This window comes from Chitinophaga costaii (assembly GCF_900094705.1).
Classification (GTDB): domain Bacteria; phylum Bacteroidota; class Bacteroidia; order Chitinophagales; family Chitinophagaceae; genus Chitinophaga; species Chitinophaga costaii.
Genome location: NZ_FMAR01000009.1, coordinates 20,055 through 43,399, shown reverse-complemented (window position 1 = coordinate 43,399; position 23,345 = coordinate 20,055). Strand labels below are relative to the sequence as shown.

Annotated in this window: 13 protein-coding genes; 4 read left to right on the top strand and 9 right to left on the bottom strand. The window is 49.0% G+C overall.

All coding sequences use genetic code 11. The annotated features are described in order from the left end of the window. Positions 1–13 precede the first annotated feature (13 nt). A complete protein-coding gene (locus tag GA0116948_RS13150; protein ID WP_089713247.1) occupies positions 14–3,004 on the bottom strand; it encodes a SusC/RagA family TonB-linked outer membrane protein in 2,991 nt (996 codons plus the stop codon). Positions 3,005–3,519: 515 nt separating this feature from the next. Here GA0116948_RS13150 and GA0116948_RS13145 point away from each other — a divergent pair. Beyond that, positions 3,520–5,052 (top strand): DUF6377 domain-containing protein, encoded by a 1,533-nt coding sequence (locus GA0116948_RS13145; RefSeq protein ID WP_240619205.1) that lies wholly within the window; start codon positions 3,520–3,522, stop codon positions 5,050–5,052. A gap of 33 nt (positions 5,053–5,085) precedes the next feature. On the opposite strand, the gene GA0116948_RS13140 is transcribed toward GA0116948_RS13145, so the two are convergent. Next, positions 5,086–8,028 carry a DNA polymerase III subunit alpha gene (locus GA0116948_RS13140; protein ID WP_089712916.1) on the bottom strand — a complete coding sequence of 981 codons (2,943 nt, stop codon included), beginning with the start codon at positions 8,026–8,028 and terminating at the stop codon, positions 5,086–5,088. A 2-nt stretch (positions 8,029–8,030) separates the two neighbouring features. Then, a complete protein-coding gene (dinB, locus tag GA0116948_RS13135) occupies positions 8,031–9,185 on the bottom strand; it encodes a DNA polymerase IV (RefSeq protein ID WP_089712914.1) in 1,155 nt (384 codons plus the stop codon). Between the two features lie 123 nt (positions 9,186–9,308). Between dinB and GA0116948_RS21285 the strand changes: the two genes are divergently transcribed. Beyond that, positions 9,309–9,467 carry a hypothetical protein gene (locus GA0116948_RS21285; protein ID WP_165798468.1) on the top strand — a complete coding sequence of 53 codons (159 nt, stop codon included), beginning with the start codon at positions 9,309–9,311 and terminating at the stop codon, positions 9,465–9,467. 72 nt (positions 9,468–9,539) lie between these two features. On the opposite strand, the gene GA0116948_RS13130 is transcribed toward GA0116948_RS21285, so the two are convergent. The 6 genes from GA0116948_RS13130 to GA0116948_RS13105 form a co-directional block, all read right to left on the bottom strand. Next, a complete protein-coding gene (locus GA0116948_RS13130; protein WP_089712912.1) occupies positions 9,540–12,131 on the bottom strand; it encodes a S9 family peptidase in 2,592 nt (863 codons plus the stop codon). Continuing rightward, positions 12,128–14,128 carry a TlpA family protein disulfide reductase gene (locus GA0116948_RS13125; RefSeq protein WP_089712909.1) on the bottom strand — a complete coding sequence of 667 codons (2,001 nt, stop codon included), beginning with the start codon at positions 14,126–14,128 and terminating at the stop codon, positions 12,128–12,130. The genes GA0116948_RS13130 and GA0116948_RS13125 overlap by 4 nt, the downstream gene beginning before the upstream one ends. A 94-nt stretch (positions 14,129–14,222) precedes the next feature. Then, entirely contained in the window at positions 14,223–15,581 is a 1,359-nt protein-coding gene (locus GA0116948_RS13120) for a RagB/SusD family nutrient uptake outer membrane protein (RefSeq protein WP_089712906.1), read from the bottom strand. Between the two features lie 12 nt (positions 15,582–15,593). Continuing rightward, positions 15,594–19,136, bottom strand: a complete 3,543-nt coding sequence (locus GA0116948_RS13115; RefSeq protein ID WP_165798467.1) for a SusC/RagA family TonB-linked outer membrane protein — start codon at positions 19,134–19,136, stop codon at positions 15,594–15,596. A 256-nt stretch (positions 19,137–19,392) separates the two neighbouring features. Beyond that, positions 19,393–20,553, bottom strand: coding sequence for a FecR family protein (locus GA0116948_RS13110; RefSeq protein WP_089712900.1), 1,161 nt, complete (start codon positions 20,551–20,553; stop codon positions 19,393–19,395). Between the two features lie 65 nt (positions 20,554–20,618). Further along, positions 20,619–21,173, bottom strand: coding sequence for an RNA polymerase sigma factor (locus tag GA0116948_RS13105; RefSeq protein WP_165798466.1), 555 nt, complete (start codon positions 21,171–21,173; stop codon positions 20,619–20,621). Positions 21,174–21,410: 237 nt separating this feature from the next. Between GA0116948_RS13105 and GA0116948_RS13100 the strand changes: the two genes are divergently transcribed. Next, the gene (locus tag GA0116948_RS13100; protein WP_089712896.1) at positions 21,411–21,989 is read left to right on the top strand and encodes an RNA polymerase sigma factor; all 579 of its coding nucleotides are present in this window, start codon (positions 21,411–21,413) and stop codon (positions 21,987–21,989) included. Positions 21,990–22,101: 112 nt separating this feature from the next. After that, entirely contained in the window at positions 22,102–23,214 is a 1,113-nt protein-coding gene (locus GA0116948_RS13095) for a FecR family protein (protein ID WP_165798465.1), read from the top strand. Positions 23,215–23,345 lie beyond the last annotated feature (131 nt).

Below are 23,345 nucleotides of genomic sequence, written 5' to 3'. Positions count from 1 at the left end.
GCCTGTTAAGTGTTTAGAATGTTACCTGAACGCCTCCTAATAATTGAATAGTAGCCGGGTAAAAGTTTAAATTACTCTGTACGCCAGGGGTTAAACCATTCACTGGATACAGGTCGGGGTCGCCCCCTTTGAAGTGGGTGAAAGTGTGCAAGTTGCTGGCTGCTGCATAAATACGGAGGTGATGCAGGAACCTGGAATTAATACCGAGGTTATAACCCAATGTCACGTTATCGATCTTTATAAAGGAGCCCGACTCCAGGAAATAGTCAGAAGCAAGCCCTGTGGTAGCCGAATTGGTGAGTTTTGAATACTTGCTTTTTGAATCGTATGCCGATTTTAACGTATTAGCATCTGATTGGGTGGCCGGTGTACCTATATAAAAGGCCTGCATGTTAAACAGACTGTATCCAAAGTTTCCCCTTAAAAAGATGTTCAGATCCCAATTTTTGTAGGAAAATACATTGCCCAATGAACCTGAAAATTTAGGCAAACCATTACCCACAAATTGTTTGTCGTCGGCAGAAGCCTGGTTGGCGGTAACAACGGTACCATCTTTTTTATAGACAAGCAATTTGCCATCCTGATCTACGCCTGCCGATTTCAACATATAAAATTCTCCGATACGGTGGCCTTCTTGCAAACGCTCAATAGTACCGGGTGTGCCTGGGCTCGGTAAGGATGCCAGGTCTTGATAAGGAGCGCCCTGGTAGAGGCTATTGGAAAAAGAAACAAATTTGTTATTGTTATAAGCAGCTGTGAGGGTTAGATTGTAAGTGAAGTTCTTGTTCTGTACCGCTGTGCCGCTCATTTGTACCTCAAAACCGGAGTTCTTCATTTTACCAACATTGGTATAGGTTTGCGATTGAGGGTTGGGAGGAAGGGGCACATTATAGTAGCCCAGCAAGTCTTTGTTGGTACGTGCGTAATAGTTTATAGAACCAGCTAAACGGCTATTAAATAATGCAAAGTCTATCCCTACGTTAAAGTTGATGGCTTTTTCCCATCCCAGGCTTGGATTAATGTTCTGCGCCGGCCCATACACCTGGTAGGTAGTGCCATCGAAGTTGAAGAATCCATAAGGACCATATAAAAGCAGGGATTTGTAATTATCGAAATCCTGGTTGCCGGTAATGCCATAATCGGCCCGGATCTTCAAATCATTCAACCAGCTAACTTTGTCTTTTAGAAAATCTTCATCAATAATGCGCCATGCCGCAGACAGGGCGGGGAAGTCTCCCCATTTCTTATCAGCGCCAAATTTTGAGGAGCCTTCATGCCGTAGGCTGGCAGTTAAGATGTATTTGTTATCAAAGTCATAGTTAATCCTACCAAAGAAGGCTGCCAAACGCGAATCGTTCTGGGTGGAGGCTACCGCCCCCTGTCCATTGCCTGCAGCCCCACCATTCCAGGTGCCGGAGCCCAGATTATTCCAGGTAAATACATCGAAAGGAAAATCGTAGTTATTTGCGCTGAACTGCTGGTAATTGAAGTAGCTGTAAGAGTATCCTCCTAAAATCTTAAAGTGATTTTTTTTGAGGTTAAGCCCATAATTGATCGTCCATTCTAGGTTTTGCTGATCGTTGTCCTTTTGCTCCTGAGAGGCATAGTTGGTTTTGGTCACCTGCCCGGAGTGTACAATAGTGCTGAGGGTAGAGGGACTAAAATTTAAGTTCTTGTAAGAAGATTTTATATTCGACACCGTTACGGTAGAATACAGATTTTTCAAAATATTTACCTTCAGCGAGGCGCTCATGTCTAATTCCTTTATTTCCGCCTCACTTTTGATGAGTTTAGCATTCTCCACCGGGTTATTGGCAAAGAAGCCGGTATTCAGGTAGTGATACCCGGTACTGTCGTAAATAGGCTGGGTAGGATTCAGCGTGATAGCGTTGTTGAAATTGCCCTGATCGGAGTTGCTGGTATGCATATACCGGGGCGCTACGTTCAGAGAAACGGTGTACACATCACTTTTGGAAGTATGATTCAGGTTGATGCGGGCACCATACTCCTTTTTATAAGCTCGTAAGTCTATACCGTTTGCATTGCGATAGTCTGCGGAGGCAAAAAAGTTGTCGTATGGTGTGCCACCAGATATTTGTAACGTATGTTTTTGACCGTATGCAGCAGAACGGGTAACGGATTTGAGCCAATTGGTACTGGCACCGTAATCAATACCCTGGCTGGGGCTGGCGTTTACCCTATATTTGCGGAATTCACTGGCGCTGAGGATATCTGGTTTCATAGTGAGCTGATCCACGCTGAAATATCCATTATATTCCATTTTTGAATCGCCAGTGCCCTTTTTGGTCGTAATAATGATAACGCCATTGCTACCCCTGGTGCCATAAATAGCGGAGGCCGCCCCACCTTTAAGTACGTCTATGGATTCTATATCGTTCTGGTTGATGTTATCAATATTTCCACCTGGCACACCGTTGATCACATAGAGGGGGCCCAATCCGGCATTGCGGGAGGATACGCCCCTGAGCTGGATGGAGGGGGAGGAATTGGGATCGGCAGTAGAGGTATTGGAGATGGTGAGCCCAGACACTTTTCCTTGCAAGGACATCAGCGGGTTATTCCCGGCCACCGTTTTGAGCTCCTTATTGCCCACGTGTGTAATGGCGCTGGATACCTCCCGCTTATCCATCGTGCCATATCCTACGCTAATTACTTCTACCCCTTTTAGTTGTTCGCTGGTTGGGGCAAGTTTAACAGTTATTTCGGTTTGATCGGTGAGGTTTACGGTTTGGGAGGCGTAATCAATGGAAGAAAAAAGGAGGGCGTGTGAGCTAGCTGTTACCGATACCTGGAAGGTACCATTTGCGTCGGTGGTGGTGCCTGTGCGGGTACCGCCCACTCTTACCGTTACCCCCGGAATAGGTGTGTTCGTGCTGGAATCAATTACTTTTCCCGTGATCACCCGGTATTGTGCAAATGCGGGGGGAGCTATGGTGAGCAGCACGGTGAGGTAACTTAAAAGTCGTAGAATTTTTACTGGCATAACAATGCTTATTTGGTTCATGAACGCGGGTATACTATCTCATCAATTGCGAATGATGCTACAAATATTTCACCAGTGATGATTATTGATTGACAGGTCAAATTAAATCACTAATTATGCACTGGAGGCCGTAAGCTGGCCGTTTATTGGAAAAATCTAATGGATTTCGTTTTTATTATATTGATTGTCAATAAGTTATGAAAAATAGAGTTTTAGAAAATCTAACCGTATTAAGGACGCATTTCCTTTATTACAAAGCCAAAATGATAATTCAAGGTAGGTTATAATACCTCATAAGTATCAAAAAATGGTATAATAATGGTATAAATAGAAAAGGAAGTTTGAGCGAATTACCAGGAAAAACCAATTGCAGGTGTCCATCCAGCAAGACCCATAATGGCATTCAATTATATTAGATTAGATCTTAGATCTATATGAAAAAACTATTAAGTGTTACTTTTTTTCTAATAACTTCATTGAATGGTTATGCCCAAAAGGAATCAGCAGACAGTTTAATGAAAGTTTTAAAAACCGAGTTGAACCGAGAACATGTGTATGAGGTAGACAAACAAAAGCGTATAAATCAGCTTCAGGCAGCGTTGTTGTGTGTAGATAGTACGGATTTTGATGCTCAATTAAACCTGTACACCAGGATTTATGAGGAATATCATTCTTATAAATTCGATTCCGCAATGGTATACAGCCAAAAGATATTGACTCTTTCGAAAAAGTTTGGGAAAGCCGACGAACTGATCCAGCATAAAATTTCCCAAGGAAATATGTTGTTAAAGGCTGGATTTTACAAGGAGGCCTTTGATAATATTCGGGAATTGGCGGCGGACAGTATCCCCGAAACACTTAAATCTGATTTTCTGAATTTTGGGGCACGGCTCAATGCCGGCATTGCCGAATATGATAATGATGCTTATTTTTCGTGGAATTATAAGCAGCAATCGGCTGAATATGTTAAAAAGGCTAAGCGAATTACCCCTTATAACGAATTTGAACATACCATAAACCTGGCATTCCAGCCAGATTCGGTAAAGCAAAAAAAACTAACTCCTGATTTTTTCTACCATTATATTATGCGGCAGCAATTGCCGGAGCATAGCCTTGCTATGGTGGCCACCAGGATCAGCTATGCCTTTACCGGGCAGGATAGGATATTTTTTCTTGCACTGGCTGCCATTAATGATATCCGTTCCTCTACCAAGGAAACCCTGGCCATCTTCTTACTTGGTCAGGAGTTGTTTAATTTAAATAAAACAAACGATGCCTTCCTGCTTTTGCAAGAAGCGGTACGTAACGCCAAATTTTATGGAGCCAGGAACCGTGCGGTGCAGATTGAATCCTTACTACCCATGGTAGCCGCTAAACTGATCGATGAGCAACAACATGAAAGAGATAAGTTACTTATCGGCATTCTTGTTTTTTTGATTGTGGCCGTGGTATTGCTTTTTCTGCTGGTTATATACCGGAGGCAATTTTTGCAGATCAAAGCGAATGATGGGGTAATCAAAGAAAAAAACAGCGAGCTGGAAAGCGTTAACGAAAAATTGTGGGAGGCTTCTAAAATTAAGGAGGAGCTTATTGGGTTGTTTTTTAAAACTTGTTCTTCCTACATTGAAATGTTGGATAAAGTAAAACTCCAAACCCAGCATAATATTAAGCTGGGAAAATATAATGATGTGAACCAGTTTTTGAACGACGTTCATATTGAAGAAGAAAAAGGGCAATTATATAATATGCTGGACACCGTTTTTTTAACCATGTTCCCCAATTTCATTACATCGTTTAATGCGCTGTTAAAAAAGGAAGATCAGATTTGGCCCAAAACCGGAGAAACGCTCAATGCTACGCTGCGGATATTTGCGCTTATGCGGCTGGGTATTAATGAGCAGGAGGTCATTGCTAAGATCCTGGATTATAGTGTTAGTACTGTGTATACCTATAAAATGCGGGTAAAGTCCCGGGCGTTAGTGCCGGCCAATGATTTTGAGCGGAAGATCATGGATATTAAATTTATAGATGATGACTATCCAAATTAATGATCCTTGCGGAATGCTTGCCGGTTTATTTCCCTATTCCATCACCGGGTTGCCCACTATTTCCAGCTTGGCAAACCGGGCAACCTCTATGCTTGGAAATCCAACATCTTCCACCACCTTTCCCAGGATAAGGTAACAACCCATGCCCCGGAAGGGATAGGCCGGTGTTGTGTTGGGAAAATGGGTGGTGTCGAAAAAATTACCATCGGCATCCAGGAAAGTGCCGAACCACATTTTTTTACCATTCTTCGTGTGTACCGTTTTTTCACAGACATACAGACCTACGATTTTCACGACCTGGCCTACATGGGCTAGCAAATTATGGGCGCGAACATCGCCCCGATAACTGGTTTTCAACAGGTTGAACATAGACAGCGTGAGCGGAAATCCCAGCAGCTCTATTTCGTGGTAGGCGTCTTCCAGCTTGGTGTTCAGCAATTCGGGCAGGTGGTACAATTTGGCTGCCACCTGAAACAGTTCCGGGCTGGATGCCGGCTTTACTTTGTTACCTAAAAATTTATGTACGTCCCACAGTAGTTGTTTTTTACTGAGGCCGGTAAATCGCAACGCCCCCACACGGATGAGGATAATGGTTTGCTCCAGGCCGATGCCCGTTCTTTTGATAAAATCTTCCAGGTTTGCATAATGCCCGTTCTTGTTTCGTTCCTGGATGATACGATCCATCCATTCCGTTTCCAGGCCCAGGATGCCGATGAAGCCCAGGTACACCACATCGCCATTAATGCTCACCACTGTCTGGCTCTGGTTAATGCAGGGCAGTTGCACCGATGCACCGGTTTTGCGCAGTTCATGCACATACAGCCACCGGGCATAAAAGCCACCATAATTATTGAGTACAGCTACCATAAACTCCCGGGGGTAGTAGGTTTTGAGGAACAGGCTTTGGTAGCTTTCTACGGCGAAGCTGGCAGAGTGGGCTTTGGAAAAACTGTAGCCGGCAAAGGAAGCAACCTGTCGCCATACTTCCTGCGTGATAGATTCTTCCCGGCCCAGGGCCTTGGCCTGCTGGAAGAACTTTTCCACGAGCTTGTCGAATTCCATTTTTGACCGGTATTTTCCACTCATGCCCCGCCGTAATATATCAGCATCGGTGCCATCCATGCCAGCATAATGAATGCAGATCTTAATCACATCTTCCTGGTACACCATTACCCCGAATGTTTCTTTGAGCTGTTCTTCCATTACAGGGTGGAGGTACTGGATGTTTTCGGGGTGGTGAAAGTTTTGAATATAGGCCTTCATCATCCCGGATTGGGCCACGCCCGGGCGGATGATGGAGCTGGCCGCTACTAGTGTGAGGTAATTGTTGCAGCGCAATTTGCAGAGCAGTTGCCGCATGGCGGGCGATTCAATATAAAAGCACCCGATGGTATTGCCAGATTGCAGGTGCCTATTGATCTCCGGGTCTTTCATGAACCGTTTTACATCATGCACATCCACCTTGGTATGCTGGTGCTGTGCAATGAGGCGCACGGCTTCTTTGATATGTCCAATGCCCCTTTGGGACAGGATATCGTATTTGTCGTACCCGATTTTTTCGGCTTCGTACATGTCCCATTGCACGGTGGGTAATCCTTTGGGCGGCAGGTCCAGGGCGGTATAGTAGGTAATAGGCTCTTCGGAGATGAGGATGCCGCCCGCATGAATGCTGCGCTGGTTGGGCATGTCGTTCATCAGCTTGTACACGGCCATTATTTTTTGGAAGGTGGGATTATTGCGGTTCGCGGTGTCCTGGGTCGGGTCGGTAAACCCTTTGATCTCTGCTTCCGGCAGTCCCATTACTTTTCCAATTTCCCGGATAATGCTCCGGTCTTTGAATGTGGTCATGGTGCCCAGCAGGGCCGTATGGGCTGCGCCAAAACGGTTGAAGATGTATTGCTGCACGGCATCTCGCTCATCCCAGGAATAGTCGATGTCGAAATCCGGCGGGGAAGTGCGCTGCGAATTAAGGAAGCGTTCAAAATACAAGTCCAGCTCCAGCGGGTCTACATCGGTAATCCGCAGGCAGTAGGCCACTGTGCTATTGGCGCCGGAACCACGGCCCACGTGGTAATAGCCTTTTGCCTGGGTGTGCTGGATAATGTCTTTGGTGATCAGGAAATAGGTGCAAAAATCCAGGTCATAAATCACCTTCAATTCTTCGTTTACCTTTTTGAGCGCCGCGGGGTGGTGCTTGCCGTACCGGTATTCCAGCCCTTCCATGGCCAGTTGGCGCAGGAGGGTGTAATCGCCCTCCCGGCTGCCGGTGAATGTTTTTCTGTTCAGCTTTACCCTGCCTTTGGGGTAGTCCATCACGCACTGGTGTAGCAGGCTGCGGGTGTTGTCGAGGATAAACTGGTACTTGCCATATTTGGCTTCCAGTGCGCCGGGCGGCATAAATGTATCGGTATTGCGGCATTTATCTGCTGCCAGGGTTTTGGTGAGCAGGGTATTGAGGTGTATAGCCCGCAGGTATTCATGCAGCCGGTATTCCAGTTTGTCGGCCACCACCACCGGTTGCAGGGCCACCAGTTTGTTTTTGATCAGCGAGAGGTCTTTCCCGTACAACTGGTGAAGTTCATGGAAACAAATGCCCAGGTATTCGTTGTCGCGGAGCGGTTGTTGATAGCTGAAAGGATAAATGACAAAGCAATGCCGGAAGGCGATGGGTTGGTCGGGCAGTTCTTTTTTTTCCAGGTTATGGCTGGTCAGAAAATCATTCAGCTCTTTCATGCCCTCCCTGTTTTGGGCAATGCCAATGTAACACAGTGTGTTACCCCTGCGGAATTCTATGCCCCCCACCGGCTTAATGCCGCTACTATGGCATGCCCGCATAAACTCCATGATGCCGGAAGAATTGTTGATATCGGTGAGCGCCATCTGCGTGATCCCGCAGGCCATGGCTTCGTCTACCAGTTTGGCGATAGACATGGTGCCAAACCGGAGACTGTATTGTGAATGTACGTTGAGATACATAACTAAATGTCTATGTCGAGCGTGGAGGCCAGTTTGATGGCGTGTTCTCCAAATCTTTTCCTGATCTTATCCATGGCCTGCACCAGATTGTATTGTTCCTGCGAATCGTTGTACAGGTCTATTTGCTCAAACCCGTTGACCAGGTTAGAGAGGCGTATGCCTACCAGCCGTAGCAGCATGCGTTTTTGATAAACCTGGGCAAACAGTTCCTTTGCCTTTTTAATCAGCACACTGTCCAGCGCCGTATAAGGAATGGTTGCCTGTTTGCTTACGTCTTCAAAATTGGAATACCGGATGGTTACGGTAATGCAGGCTGCCTGCTTGCCTTTGTCCCGTAGCTGGAAGCCAAGACTGGTGACCATGGAGGTGATCAGGTTGCCAATCATGGCTACATCAATAGAATCGGCATGGAAGGTGCATTGGGTACCAATGCTTTTTTGCTCCTGGAAAGGGATGACCGGAGCAGTATCGATACCGTTGGCTTTTTGCAGCAGCACCAGGCCGTTTTTGCCCAGGATGGCGCTCATTTGCTCTGGGTGGATTTGCGAGAGGGTCTGTATTTTTTTGATACCCATGTCGCTGAGTTTAATAAAAGTTTTTTCGCCCATTCCTGGTATTTTGCGGATGGAAAGCGGGTTCAGGAAATTCCGGACCTGCTGTTCTTTAACATTCAGTTCCCCATTGGGCTTACATTCGTTGGTCGCAATCTTTGACACGGTTTTATTGACCGACAATCCGAAACTAATGGGTAAGCAGGTTTCCCGCATCACCAGTTGCCGTAATTCATGGGCGTACTTTTCTACATTGTGAAACTTGTCCATACCGGTCATGTCGATATAATGTTCATCAATGCTGGCCTTTTCAATGAGGGGAGATTTTTCGCGCAGGATTTCGGTGATCTCGTGTGAGGCCTTGGAATATTCATCCATATTGCCGCGCACAAAAATGGCGTGTGGACATAATATTTTGGCCATGCGGGAAGGCATGGCTGCATGTACGCCAAATTTACGGGCTTCGTAACTACAGGAAGCCACCACGCCACGGTCTGAGGTGCCGCCGATGATGACCGGCTTACCGACAAGGCTGGAATTCTTTCGCACTTCCACGGATACAAAAAACGCATCCTGGTCCATATGTATAATGTGCCTGTCTGACATGGTAATAGTTTTTTAGCTGGTGATACAAAAGTATGCTAAACATTTTAGTATAAAAATGTAAATGCTAAAATAATTAGTAATCTACAGGGTGTCAGATGAATAAGCATATAACTAAAAGGGGGTATGATGATTGGCCGGCTGCAGGCGAAAGGAGGAGATCGCCAGCAGGGGAAAATGTGGGGTAGCAGGCAGCGTTTTCACTGGCGCAAGGGGGTAATTATTAAGCGATGCCCGGGAGCAGGCATCGCTTTAAAACCAGCGTTGCTGGTGGGCTGGAAATAGTACAAAGTGGGCAATTAAATGGGGTAGAAGCCGCTGGCCGCAGTATCCCTATATCTTGTGAACAGCCGGGTGTTACTCTGTATATTTTTGTGTATACTTTCGCTCGTCTATACTGATGCCTTCCTTCATCCATAACGGCATGGGCTGTTGCTTCAGGTAATGATCAAAAAATTGCTGCATGCGGATGGCGTAATCCCGTTGTGCTGCTTCGTTATCCAGTGTATGTCCTTCTCCTTTGTAATTGAGCAGCCAGGCGGGCCTTTGCAGCCTGCGCATGGCCAGGAAAAGGTCCAGGCCCTGGGTGAAGGCTACAGCACCATCTTTATCATTGTGAAAAATGAGTAAGGGTGTATGGATACTGTCTGCCCGGAAGATGGTGGAGTTTTGGATATACTTTTCCTTCATCTCCCACAGGCTGCCACCCATGCGGGATTGCCCGCTTTCATACAGGAACATGCAGGGGGCGCCGCTGGCGCGGATAGCGCTGTAGTTGTAGGTCATATTTACCACAGCGGCACAGGGGCTGGCGCAGGCGAAAATATTGGTGCGGCTGGCCACATAAGCGGCCTGGTAACCTGCCCAGCTATGACCTTGCAATCCTATCCTTTTTTTATCGGCAATGCCGCGGGCCACCATGGCCTCGGTGCCGCTTACCACGGCATTGTAAGCGCTTTCGCCCGGATCGCCCAGGGTATAGTGTACGTCTGGCTGAAATACGATGTAGCCATTACTTACATAGGTCACAATATTGAGGATGGAGGTAGGGTACTGTGGGGTGATATAGGCGTGTAAATTGTGCGCATGCGTTTCATAAAAATTTACAATCATCGGGTACGACTTGGTGGAGTCGTAATCCTGTGGGAGGTAGAGTAATCCTTCATTGTTGTTGCCGGCAAAATTTTTCCAGGAAACTACCTTCACCGTGCCCCAGTTATATTGCTGCTGCTGCGGGTTTAGCCGGGTAAGCTGGCGGGTGGTGCGCAGGTTGGCGCTACCCCACCACAGGTCGGGGCTCTGCTGGTAGCTTTCTTTGGTGAACAGCACCGATTTCCCATCGGAGGCGGTAGCCAGTATTTTAATGCTGTAAGCTGGCTGGTCTGCCACTGCGGTTATGTGTTGGCGCTCGTACCGGTATATGCCGGCAGACTTTGTATGCTCGTTAAAGCTGCGTAAGGTAATGGGTTTATCCAGGTTAAGCAGGCCTGCATAATCGGCACCCTGCAAGCGTAGCTGAATGCCTTTAGCCCGGCCTTCCTCCCTCGTTAGTGCATACGTTGGTTTTTGCCCAGAAAGGTCTGCCACCCACAGGTCGTAGCGGTCGTATAACACCGCGCTGCTACCGCCGTTCAGCCAGCCTGCGAGGCCATATGCCAATGGCGGGTGGGCCATATCATAGTCTTCATCGTACACCGGGTAGGGAGGCGGATGGGGAAGTGGTACAAATTGTTGCCGTGTGGTATCCAGGGTAAGCCATTGCTTGCCGGGTGCATCATACAGTAGGGCATGCCTGCCATCGGGGCTCCATTGCGGATAGTCGTAACTATTGGTGGCCACGCGTACCCGCGCTCCTGTATACACATCTACGAGGTAAATGTCTGCATTGGCACTGTATTTCCAATCGATGGAGTACAGGTAGGGATGGCTATCCAGGAGAAAGGCATAGCGATAATCGTTGCCTTCCGGCAGCATGAGCTGGCCTGCGTTCTCGGTCAATACCTGTACGCATTGTTTCGTTAGCGGATGGTAAATAAACCTGGCATCGTCCTGTGGTGTTTTGTTGTACACGCCTTTGCGCTGGCGGCGCTGCGACACACCTTCGTTCCAGGTCCACAGCTCCAGTTCAAAACCTGCATGCAGTGGTGGTGCAGGAGGAGGGGGCGCGGCCTGGTCCTGCCGCACGTCCAGCAGCAGGCTGCTGGTGCCGGGGCTTACGTCGTAGGCGCGTAACACCGGGTGATAAGGTGCTGGTAATTGTATGTCGCGGAAGTCTATGCATTTTACGGGTGGGCCGCCGGATAACGTGAACGTATATACGCAGCTGTCGGACAAAATGCATCCGGTCTTTTTTTCCGGGTGAAAGGTATAATCGGAGAGTGGGCCTTTATACACTACCCGGTAAGGCCCTTTCAACGGGCCATCCAGTAGCGTGTCTTTCCGTTGAAAGCATATACGCTGGTCGTGGTCGTACAACTGGTATTTAGGTACCTCTTCAAAAGCAATGCTGTCGTGCTTTTCCAGGTTATACACTGTAAATCTGCCCGGTTTGCCGATGGTGGCGGCTACTAGCCGCGCCGACTCCTGGAGGGGCTGTGGCCTGCCGTGGGGCCAGTATATTTTTTGATGGGTATCCGGTTGCCAGAAAAAGAGGGAGTCGCCGCTCTTCCGGGATACGGTGTAGGATATCCAGTTTCCTTTGGCAAAGAACGCTACATCGCGCACGCTATCCAGTTGCAGGGACTGGCCGGTCTGCGTATTCACGAAATAGCGGGTGCTGCCACTGCCTTGCAGGAGGCTGTACATCACCCAATGGCCAGTACCTGCCATCAAGGGGCTGGTAATGGTTTTCCAATCCTTATAGGCGCTGGAATCCAGGCTTTTCAACTGCGCCTGCACCACTCCCAGGCAGCAGAGGCAGCACCATGTTATCATTAACCTGCGTTTCATTCGTTTTCTGCTTTCAGTATAGAAATTACGGTGGATATTTCTTCCATCAGCCCACTGGGGCTGCCGGCGTATCCTTCGGCGGTGTAGCGGATATAACCATCTTTGATGATAACCTTGCGCGGAATGGCCGATGAGTGAAACAGGGGCGTCATGCTGCTGAATACACGGTCATTAGCGCCGGTCTTTTTGTTGTTGTCGTCCAGTAATACGTGAAAGCGGTAGCCGCTGGTTTGCAGGTATTGTTGAATATCTTCTTTGTAGCTTTTTTTGCGTTCCATGGTGGCGATGAAATAAAAGGCCACCGTACTGTCTGCCGCAAAATGATCTATGGCCAATTGCATGCCTGGGAAGGCGGCCTTGCAGGGAAAGCACCAAGTAGCCCAGTAATCGATTACAATAATTTTGTGCTGCCAGTTATTACTGTTTACGATTTGCCCATCCAGGCCGGTAAGCTGGAAGGGGGTAATTTTTTCATGGATCATTTTGGCTTTCAGCGCTGCGTGGAGGGCCGCTACATCGGCAGCAGGTTTTAAGCTGGCTACATAGTTATCATACCCATCGAGGTTGCCATGTTTTTCGGTATAATCTTGCTTTAAAGCCGCTATCATGGCGGGGGTGGCTGCGCTGTACCGCATGCCCATTTCCAATACCGGCAGTACCATGGCAGGGGCGCCGGTATGGGCCAGTATATCGGCATGTGCTTCATTCAGCGCTGCGTCGCTGTATTTTCCCTGTTCCGATAGGTAGGCCAGGTAAGGTTTTGCCTCTTCGTAACGCCCCATTTGATCCAGCAAGCGAATGTGGATAGATAGTTTATTATCCAGTTGCAGGGTAGCTACCTCCAGTGCCTGTTGGGGCGTGTAGCGGGTGCCATCCATGTAAGAAAGGTCATTTCTTTTTTTAATCATTTCATCGATCAGGGCATGGGCTACGGGATAAATACGTTCCAGGGGTAGTTTGTGCAAGGTAAAAATGCGGTCTATGTTCCATCGGAAAATCTCGTTAAGGGTACTCAGGTCCATATCTGGTATCAGTGCCCGCAATTTATCGTCCTGCTGGCTGGCGAAGTAGGCGGAAGCCAGTTGGCGATACATATTGTAGTAGATAAAATTTTGTGTGCCGTCGTGGGTCTGCCGGTAAGCATTCACCGGGAAGTCATGTAACAGGCCTTCCATAGCGACGAGTTTCTTTTCATCCAGCGGCATGGCCGAAACATCATTATAGCGTACCTGCCGGGCTATTTTTCCCTGCGGGTACCGGGATAGGATAAAGCGATGCACGGAGTCTGCTTTAGCGGTGTCTTTCAACTGGAAGCGGTAGCAGTTCATCACGGTAATGAGGTCATCTTCCGCAGTGCCGGGTTCTTTGGCATATTTTACCAGGTTACGTTCGGCGATTTGTGGGAAGGCTGCGGAGTCTTTTGCCTGCAAGGCGGCCAGGTACACCTCGAAATACTTATGTATATTTTGGGGAAAATGTTCCCGCTCTTTAGTCATCCATAATTGCCATGCTTCTTTGCTAATGGTAAACTGGTGGAAGTAACCGGTGGGGGCTTTGCCCAATGCGGGGTAGCGGAAAATGCCCCAGGCCAGGTCTGCTCCCGGCATGATCCTGCCAGCTTTATCGCGGGTAGTCATAACAAACCCGCGGTCGTCATTATTATCGGCTATCGTTACAACGCCGCTCACGGTTTTTACAAATTGAATGGCCAGGAAAGCGCATGGTGCCGGTACCAGGTAATGGCCAGTCCAATGTCCGTTTTCCTGTACCAGGGGCAGGTCTACTGCCACCCATTTGTAATCATTGAAGGCGTATGCCATGGCGGTAATATGCTGCTCCTGTTGCAGTGGGCCACCAGCAGGGTAGTAAGTAAAATGCATGGAATCGCCTGCTATGGGCACCGTAATGCCCCGCAGCCGTCCACTGTCGGTCTGTGCGTATAGGCCATGCGAAAGCATCAGCAGTGCAATGAATAAACGTATCCAATATTGTTTCATGGTTTTCCTTTAAGCATGCGGGCAGCAGGCTACCCTTCAGTAGCCTGCTGCCCGCATGCAGTGTAAATAGTCGGTTATTCGTGCGGATGGTTGGTTAATAAGGATTTTGTTCCAGCTCCGGGTTCAGCAGGGTGTATTTAGTCCCGATCGGGTATACGTATTGATTACTATTGGGTGCCAGTGTATAGTCGGTACCCAGGAAATTGCGCGTTACGGTTTCTGCCAGGGCGGACTCTTTATTGTAGCGTTTCTGATCGAACCAGCGCATGCCGGTGCCAAACAGTTCCCGTCTTCTTTCCTGAATCACTGCATTAAGTGCGGCGGTGGGCGTACCCACCGGCAGGCTGGTATAATCTGCCGGTGCAAAACGTTGCTGTCGCAGGGTATTCAGCGTGCCGATGGCAGTAGCCGCATCGTTGGTGCGGGCGGCGCATTCGGCTTTGATCAGCATCATTTCCGGAACCGATGGGCCCTGGTAGATGCCTTCCGAGGTGTAGCGATACCGCCAGTAGCCATACCCATTGAACGAAGGACTAAAACTGCCACCTGGTTTTACAAAGAGTACATAGCGCAGGTCGTTGTTGCCCAGCAGGGAAAGCAGGGCTGTATCGAGTTGAATGCCCTGGTAGTTGGTGCCGGACTGCACTTTCGAGAAAATGATTTCCGGGTCTTGCAGGCGGCGGGGAATGGCGCTGGTATTGTTTACATAAGTATTCAGGTTGGCCAAAGACGATTGCAGTTGTAAGGCCTGGCCGGCGTAGGTGCTGGCATGTGCGTAGTCGCCTTCACACAGGTAGGTGCGCGCCAGTAAGGCATACACTGCGGCCTGTGAAGGGCGGGTCTTATAATCCGGCAGGTCGGGCAGGTCGGGGGCAGCGGCTTGCAGATCGGTGATGATCTGTGCATAAACCGTTGCTACCGATGCGCGGTGCAGGCTGGCAAAAAGGTCTGGCGTAAGCAGCAGGGGCACGCCCAGGTCTGTGGCGGCGGTGGAAGCATCGTATTGTTTGGCATACATATTCACCAGGCACCAGTAAAAATAAGCACGGTGTACTAACGCTTCCGCATATACGGTCTTTTTCAGTTGCTCATCGGTACCTTGGCTGGTGAGTACGCCGTCTGTCACCTGGTTGCACACGTAAATGGACTTATAGAGGGTTTCCCAATCTACGTCGCCCTGTGTTTCAGTGAGGTAAGGCGCCTGCCAGGAGTAGGCGTGCTGGTAGATGTCTGTCAGTTTTTTTTGTTTGGTAGTGTCCAGGAAACGGGTATCGTCGCAGGAATAAATAGGCATGCCATACCCGTTTTCCATCACGCTGTTGTTGTCTAACACCGCGCGGTAATCGCTGGTGAGCGTGAGGGTACGGGTGCCAATCTGCGTCACTTCCACGTATTTGCGGCAACTGCCCATGATCAGGAGCGGTACTGCCAGTAGATATATTAATTTCTTCATGATACGCTTTGCTTAGAATGATATATTAACATTGAACAGGTAGCTGGTTACCGGCGGCAGCGCTGCATAGGTAGCCGTGCTATTGAGGTATTCCGGATCCAGTTTCTCTTTATTACGCGCCCATAGCATGCCCAGGTTGCGCACATTGCCGCTGACAGACAATCCCCTGATTACCTTGCGCGACAATAGCGAAGCCGGGAAATTGTAGGTGAGGGAAATTTGCTGCAAGCGGATATTATCTGAACTCCGGACTAACTTGTCGGAATAGCGGTAGCGTGTAATGCTGTTGGAATTTACATAGTCCAGCCCCGGCACGTTGGTGGTGGCTTCATCGCCGGGTTTTTCCCAACGTTTGGCCAGGTCTTCCTGGCGTCCCAGTGTGCCGCTAAAATAGCCTGCAAAGGTGGGATAGTTATTGATAGCAGGTTTCAGGAACACGCCTCCCATGTAATAGGTCATCTGCACGCCCAGTTCAAACTGTTTATACCGGAATGTATTGAAGAATCCACCGAAGTAGGGTGAAACGCTGGTGCCGGCATATTTCACGTCTTTCTCTCCAAAGTCGGAGGTAAGATTGGTTGTACTGGAAATGATCTTGTTATTGTGGTCGTAGATCTGGGTTTGTCCCTGGTTGTCCAGGCCCGCAGAGCGATACACATACACGCCACCTATGGGACGTCCTTTCACGGGAGTACTACCCTGAATTAAGGAACTGCCGCTACTGGGTTTATAGCGGCTGTCTGTCACCATGTTGGCACTGTAGGAGAAGTTGAAGGTAGACGTGATGCCCCAATCCCGCTGGTCCACGATCTTGCCGGTGATGCCAAGTTCTACGCCATGGCTTTTCATGGTGCCGGTATTAAAGCTCACATAGCTCCAGCCGTAAGTGGGATTAAAAGGCAGGTTAGCGAGAATGCCGCTGTTTCTTTTAAAGTACACGTCTACGCTGGCGGTAATACGGTCGTGCAGTACGCGCAGGTCTGCACCCATATTGAACGTGTGGGTAAGTTCCCATTGCAGTTGTTCATTGGCGGGTGTTTGTATGGTGCCGGTAGGCAGGCCGGTGTTGTAATCGGTACTGTTTACCGTAACAACAGGCAGGGTGCTTCCAGCCAGCGGTACACTGCCGCCGGTGCCATAAGTAATGCGCAGGTCCAGGCCATTTACCCATGCGATGGGTTGCAGGAATCCTTCTTCCTTCATGTTCCACTTAAAACCAACGGAGTAAAAAGGTTTGGCGCGTTTGCTGCGGGCCAGGCCCAGCAACGTATAGTCGTCGAATCGCATGCTGCCGGAAAGGTTGTAACGGCTTTTGTAGGTATAAGCGGCATTGCCAAAATAGGAGAGATAGCGGTTGCGCTGCTCGGTCACCGGATCAAAGGGGTTGCCCAGCGTGGAGGTCCAGCCGTACATGGTGGCGTATGGTGTTGTAGGGTTTACCGTGCCAAAGGTGTTGGATAACGGGTCGTAACCATACTGGGTGCTGCCGTATCCTTTGTTGTAGGCTTGTTTTATTTCTGCACCTGCCAGGGCGGTAAACTGGTTGTCTGCGTTAAACTGGCGGCTGGCATTTAACTGTGCGCGCAGGTTATAATCGTAGGCCGATGCATCGTGGAGGCGGTAAATACCTCCTTTGGGCAGGTTGTACACAACTTTGCCGGTACTGGAAATAGTAGTGGCGTTGTTCACGAAAATACGGCCCAGGTAACTCTGTAATTCATCGATCCCGTTACTGTTGGTCATATTGCGCTGGTACATACCCGTAATGTCGGCATTGAGCCAGTCGGTGATCTTTACGTTAATACCGGTGTTGATGCGGAACTGGTTGGTTTTGCTGATGGTGTTGGAGTAATTCAATTCGTCTACGGCGTTGTAAGAAAACGGCAGATATCCTTTGGCTACCAATCCTTCGGCCACTTCCGGGCGAAACAGGATGTCGTGTTGGATATGCTGTCCGCTGCTGTCTACCAGCATGTCGTAGGGGCGCAGGGACGTTTGGGAAAGGCTTAAGGCATCTACTGCCGAACCATTCACCTTACTGGTGGCATACTGGTAGTTGATGCCGGTGGTAACCCTCACCCTTTTATTAAACAGGTCGTTGGTCAGGTTGGCTGTCAGAAACATGTTTTCTGCGCTGTTGCTTTTATAAATGGGCTGGTCGCGGTTGTAATTGGCCGAAATATAATAGGTGTTGGAATTGTCGCCACCCGATAAGGAGAGGTTGTATTGCTGGGTCACGGCATTTTGCAACAGGTACTTTTTGATCTGGCCGCTGTTATCGCGCGTCGCTATTTTACTAATGGCCGCATCGGCTTCAGCCTGGGTGGCCGTACCGCGCTGCACTTTAAACAACCATTCCTGCACTTCGCTGGGATTGTAGGCCTGTAGCGGGTTGTAGTAGGATGTTTGCGTAGCGTCGGTGATGAAACCTTTATTAACCAATTCTTTTTCGAGGTCTACATACTGGGCGGTATTCATCCAGTGCAGGTCAGAAAACTTAGGGCTGCCGGCTACGCTTACGGTAGAGGAGAGGTTCAGGGTGGTCATGCCACGTTTACCTTTCTTAGTATCTATCACGATCACGCCATTGGCGCCGCGAGCGCCCCAGATGGAGGTGGCTACGGCGTCTTTAAGGAAAGTGATCTGCGCAATGTCTGCAGGATTGATAGTGCTCAAAATGGCATTGTTGGCCATGGTGGAGTTGGTGAGCGAGGTAAGTTTCTGGTTATCGCCCGACTCCAGCATGGGGAAGCCGTCTATTACGATCAGCGGCGGCGTTTGATTCAGTGTATAGGTATTTACGCTGCGTAACTGTATGGTGTTGCGCCGCACGTCTATCATAACGCCAGGTTCTTTACCCTCCAATTTTTCCAGGATATTAGTGGAAGGCACATTCTGCAGTTCTTTGGCCGTTATGACCCCATAGGAGCCGGTGGCGCGTTCTGCGGTGATCTGCTGGTAGCCGGTAGATACGGAGGCCACGGTTACTTCTCCAATGTCTACCCGTGCGGTGTGCAGCTTTATATCTAGATTGGTACTGTTGCCCACGCGAATTTCCTGCGGCTGAAAACCTACGAAGGTGAACACGAGTACGTCGCCCACATTGGCCGTAATGTTAAAGCTGCCATCGTTGCCGGAAATCACGGAACGGTTGGTGCCTTTGATTTTAATGGTGGTGCCGGATAGGGGATTGCCCACTTCATCATAAATGTGGCCCTGTACCGGTACGCCTGGCGATGCCGCTTCTGCCGGTATGGGGGCAGCTTTTGGGCTTACGAAAATAGTTTGCTCCCGCACCAGGTATTGCAGCGACTGGTTTTTGAGCAGCAGGTCCAGGAATTTCTGTAAAGGCATGTTAGTGGCGCTTACCGTTACCGGCGCCGCCTGCGACAATAGCCGGTCGTCGCAAAACACGTGGTAGCCTGTTTGCGAACGGACGACGGAAAATACCTTTTCCAGCGATACATTTTTGCCCGTGAAGGTCACGGACTGAGAAAGTACCTTAGCGCTTACACTCATGCAAGCAAGGGTAAGCAGTAACGCGGTTAGTTTCATGACTAACTTGATTTTGGTTGATAACCGGAGGCCGTATGGAGCCTGGAAAGGCATGGCAGGGACGTTCCGATCACAAAGCGCAATTTTTTGCATAATTTGCAATTGGTTTGGAATGATAAAACAGTTGTCCAGAAAATAATTGTTCACTTTCCTGCTACTCAGGCCGTTCCAACTCTCACCCTGGAACGGCTTTTTTGCAGGCAGAGGTTTGCCTGATCGCTATCTATTTACATTTTTTTCTACCTACTGCATGCTGTTACGGCAGCACGATGAGCCTGCGGCCCGCTTCCAACCTGCAATGCAGGCCGGATAACCGCAATCCTTCCAACACATCCGACAACTGGAGATTACGGCCTATTTCTCCGTAAAACCGGGTGTCGGGTACGCCATTTTCATATATGATCTGCAAGTCGTACCAGCGCGCCAGTTGACGCATGACGGCTGCTACATCCATTTTATCGAAATCGAAGATGCCCTCTTTCCAGGCAACTGCTTGTGCTATGTTTGCCGCCTTTACCAGTTGCACGCCATTGGCCGCTACTGCCTGCTGGCCTGGTTGCAGTAGTAAGTCTTTGCCGGAAGCACTTACCCGCAGGCTGCCGCTTACCAGGGTGGTGCGTACGGCCTGTTCGTCCGTATAGGCGTTTACGTTAAATTGTGTGCCAAGCACCGATATCGTAGATCCGTCGCTCACCTTCACCTGGAAGGGCTGTTGTGCGCGGGGGGCTACTTCAAAATATGCTTCCCCGCTAATGGTAACGCTACGCTCCGGCCCGTTAAAGGCGGTGGGATAGCGCAGGGCGCTGCCGGCATTGAGCCATACGGAAGTGCCATCTGCCAGCACAACCTTAAACTGCCGGGCGGCCGGAACCGTAATGGTGTTATACGCCACATCCGTCGCAGCGGGCTGGTGGCCGGCATAGTTCAATTGCCCTTTCAGCGTATCCAGTTGAGCACCCTGCTGCGCCACAATCGCTGTGTTTCCGGCGCTATCCAGGTTTACCACCACTCCATTGGCTAGCGTGAGCAAGGCTCCGCTTCTGCCGGGGGCTACATCCACATGGGCTATAACTGCCGCAGGAGAGGCAGTAGGCTGGCGGCGCAGCAGGTAAGTAACGCCTGCCATGATCAGTAAAGAAGCCGCTATCCACCAGCCTATGTGCAGGCGGCGTAATTTACCGGATACTGCAGGCACTGCTTTGATGGAAGTATCGGCGGCGTCCAGGCTGCTTTCCAATTGGTTGCGGAAGGTCAGTGGCATTTCCCTTCCCGCAGGTTCCCCCGCTGCATGCAGCAACCTTTGTACATCTGATATAGCGGCCTGATGATACCAGGAAAACAATGCCGCTTCCTCGTCGGGACTTAAATTCCCTGATTTATATTTAATAATTAATAATATGATATCCTGGTCTTGCATGCAGTAGATTATAATATACAGACGAAGTAAAAGAAGGTTCGTATATGGTCGTCGGAAAAAAAAATTTAATGGCGGGTCCAGAGGATAAAAAGGAAAGCAAACAGGCCGCCATGTTCACTGATCAGGGTTTTGAGGGAATGATAGGTATCGTAGTAATGTTTTTTGACTGTCACCACGGCCAGGCCCATTTTTTCGGCGATCTGTGCAAAGGGCATGGCTTCCTGGGTGCGGAGCAGGAATATGTCGCGTTTCAACGGGTCTAGCTGGGCAATGGCGGTGGCGGCAATATCGTAAAACTCTTTGTGCAAAAGGGGATCTTCGTGGTCAATGCCATTTTCCTGCGCACGGAGGGCTTCCAATGCGCGCTCATGTACTTTTTCGCGGCGCAGCAGGTCGTACAGGAAATTGCGGGCTATGCGGAAGGCATAACTTTCAAAAGAGCGTACCAGCACCAGCTTTTCCCGGGCAGCCCACATGCGCAGAAAGGTTTCCTGAAGAATTTCGTCGGTCTGGTCGGTATTTTTAGTGATGAAGTTAATGGCTGCCTGCAAGGTAGGATAGTAATGCGTGTACAGCCGGGCAAACGCGTCCCGGTGGCCTTCGGCGGCCTGTTGTACCAATGCATGCTCAATATCCAGTGGTGCCTGTTGAAACAGATGACAAGTCTTTTAATGCGATGAAACTTAGGGCAAGGTAATTAATTACCTGCAATTAAACCGGGTGGGCCGGGTGGATGCTGGTTCATCATTTCTATGGGCAGGCACCCTGGAAAATCAGCCTGTATTTTTTTACGAATTATTTTTACCCATAGTTTTGTTATTTTAGGCGTCCTTAAGCGGGCAGTGAACCAATAGCGTATGCCGGAATACAAGACATTAAATGATCAGGTTTTATTTGACCTCATTAAGGCAGATGACCAGACGGCATACACCGAACTTTACGACCGCTACAAGGAAATATTACACCGGTATGCCTATAAGTGGCTACAGGAGCGTGAAATAGTGAAAGACATTATTCAGGATCTATTCATCACCCTGTGGACTAAACGCGGCACACTCACCCTGCCGCAAAATGTAGCCGGTTATTTATATACCTCCGTACGGTATGCCATTCTTCGCGCTATTCAGGAAGACAAGCGTAAAAATAACTACGCCCTTGCCTTACAGGAATATGCGGATAAGGGTATAAGCATTACCGACCACCAGGTCAGGGAAAAGCAGTTGCAGGCTATTATTGAAAAAGAAATATCCGCCCTGCCCGAAAAAATGAGGGAGGTATTTGAACTCAGCAGGATTAATCATCTCACCTACGCAGAGATTGCGCAACAGTTAGACCTGTCTGAACACACCGTTCGCAACCATGTAAAGAAGGCACTTAAAATACTGCGTTCCCGCCTCGGCCTGCTCGCCTATCTATATTTATTACTTCGCTACTAGTACATTTTTTTCTGCTTTAAAGGGTAACCGGCACTGCGAAAAAAAAATTTTCGCGGAGGATGACCCCTAAGCCTTTTTCCCGTCTCTTCTTTATGGAGCTTATATGCAAGACATGAAACAATACAATGGCGTTGACCTGCTTGAACGGTATACGAATGGTACAGCTTCACCCGAAGAAGTTGCGATCGTTGAGAGCTGGCATTTACACTTTTCACTGGACAACCGGGAGGTACTCCCCGCTGCTGCCATGGTAGAGGATCTGGCCGCCATCCGGCAACAACTAATTACCATTTCCAATAAGCCGGTGGTAAGGCCCTTATGGTATAAAGTGGCCGCAGCAGCGGTGTTGCTGGCCGGTATAGCCATGGGTACCTATTTATTGGCCCACCGGCATCCTGTGATGACTGTCCGGGAACTGGCAGCGCATGATATACAGCCTGGTAAAAACGCAGCTACCCTCACGCTCTCCAACGGCACCAGGATAGTGCTGGACGAGCAGCTTCAAGGGAAGGTGGCCGAACAGGCAGGGGTACGCGTTACAAAAAATGCAACTGGAGAGATTGTATACGATGATGCCGCCGTAAGCGGCGGGGGAGAACATCTTTATAATACCCTCACTACCTCGAAAGGAGAAACCTACCAGTTGAACCTGCCCGATGGGTCTAAGGTGTGGCTCAATGCCGCATCATCGCTGCGGTATGCAGCCTCCTTCAATGGTTTGTCGGAAAGAAAAGTACAGCTTACCGGTGAGGCTTATTTTGAAGTAGCCACCGATGCACAACATCCCTTTATTGTAGTGGCCAACCGGCAGGAAGTAAAAGTGCTGGGTACCCGTTTTAACATCAACAGTTATGCCGATGAGCCAGTTACCAAGACTACACTGGCAGAAGGTGCTGTAAGCATAAACGAGCAAGCTATTTTAAAACCCGGACAAGTAGCCACGTCTAGCCAGGCTGGCCTGCTACAGGTACAAACAGGCGATGTGGCAATGGCGCTGGCTTGGAGAACCGGGCAATTCTATTTCAAAGACCTACCGCTACCCGCCGTTATGCGGCAAATTTCAAGATGGTACAACCTGGACATCGAATACCAGCAAACGCCTACAGATGATACCTTCAATGGTGTCATAGACAGGAATGCCAGCTTATCACGTATATTAAAAATATTGGAAAGAGGCGGCGTGCGTTTTCAGGTTCAGGACAGAAAACTTATTGTAATACCATGACATAAAAATGTATACAATTTATTCACCATTAACAAACAGGTAATGTTATAAGATTAGAAACCGGTTAAATTATCTTATGCTTTAAAGCAATCCACCACTTGCACAACAATACGTATAGCGTCAAAATGTAG

Coding starts and splice junctions, on each gene's coding strand:
- GA0116948_RS13150 (WP_089713247.1), bottom strand. CDS start 3,004: ATGCCAGTAAAAATTCTACGACTTTTAAGTTACCTCACCGTGCTGCTC.
- GA0116948_RS13140 (WP_089712916.1), bottom strand. CDS start 8,028: ATGTATCTCAACGTACATTCACAATACAGTCTCCGGTTTGGCACCATG.
- GA0116948_RS13100 (WP_089712896.1), top strand. CDS start 21,411: ATGCCGGAATACAAGACATTAAATGATCAGGTTTTATTTGACCTCATT.
- GA0116948_RS13110 (WP_089712900.1), bottom strand. CDS start 20,553: ATGCAAGACCAGGATATCATATTATTAATTATTAAATATAAATCAGGG.
- GA0116948_RS13145 (WP_240619205.1), top strand. CDS start 3,520: ATGAAAGTTTTAAAAACCGAGTTGAACCGAGAACATGTGTATGAGGTA.
- GA0116948_RS13115 (WP_165798467.1), bottom strand. CDS start 19,136: ATGAAACTAACCGCGTTACTGCTTACCCTTGCTTGCATGAGTGTAAGC.
- GA0116948_RS13125 (WP_089712909.1), bottom strand. CDS start 14,128: ATGAAACAATATTGGATACGTTTATTCATTGCACTGCTGATGCTTTCG.
- GA0116948_RS13130 (WP_089712912.1), bottom strand. CDS start 12,131: ATGAAACGCAGGTTAATGATAACATGGTGCTGCCTCTGCTGCCTGGGA.
- dinB (WP_089712914.1), bottom strand. CDS start 9,185: ATGTCAGACAGGCACATTATACATATGGACCAGGATGCGTTTTTTGTA.
- GA0116948_RS21285 (WP_165798468.1), top strand. CDS start 9,309: ATGATGATTGGCCGGCTGCAGGCGAAAGGAGGAGATCGCCAGCAGGGG.
- GA0116948_RS13095 (WP_165798465.1), top strand. CDS start 22,102: ATGAAACAATACAATGGCGTTGACCTGCTTGAACGGTATACGAATGGT.
- GA0116948_RS13120 (WP_089712906.1), bottom strand. CDS start 15,581: ATGAAGAAATTAATATATCTACTGGCAGTACCGCTCCTGATCATGGGC.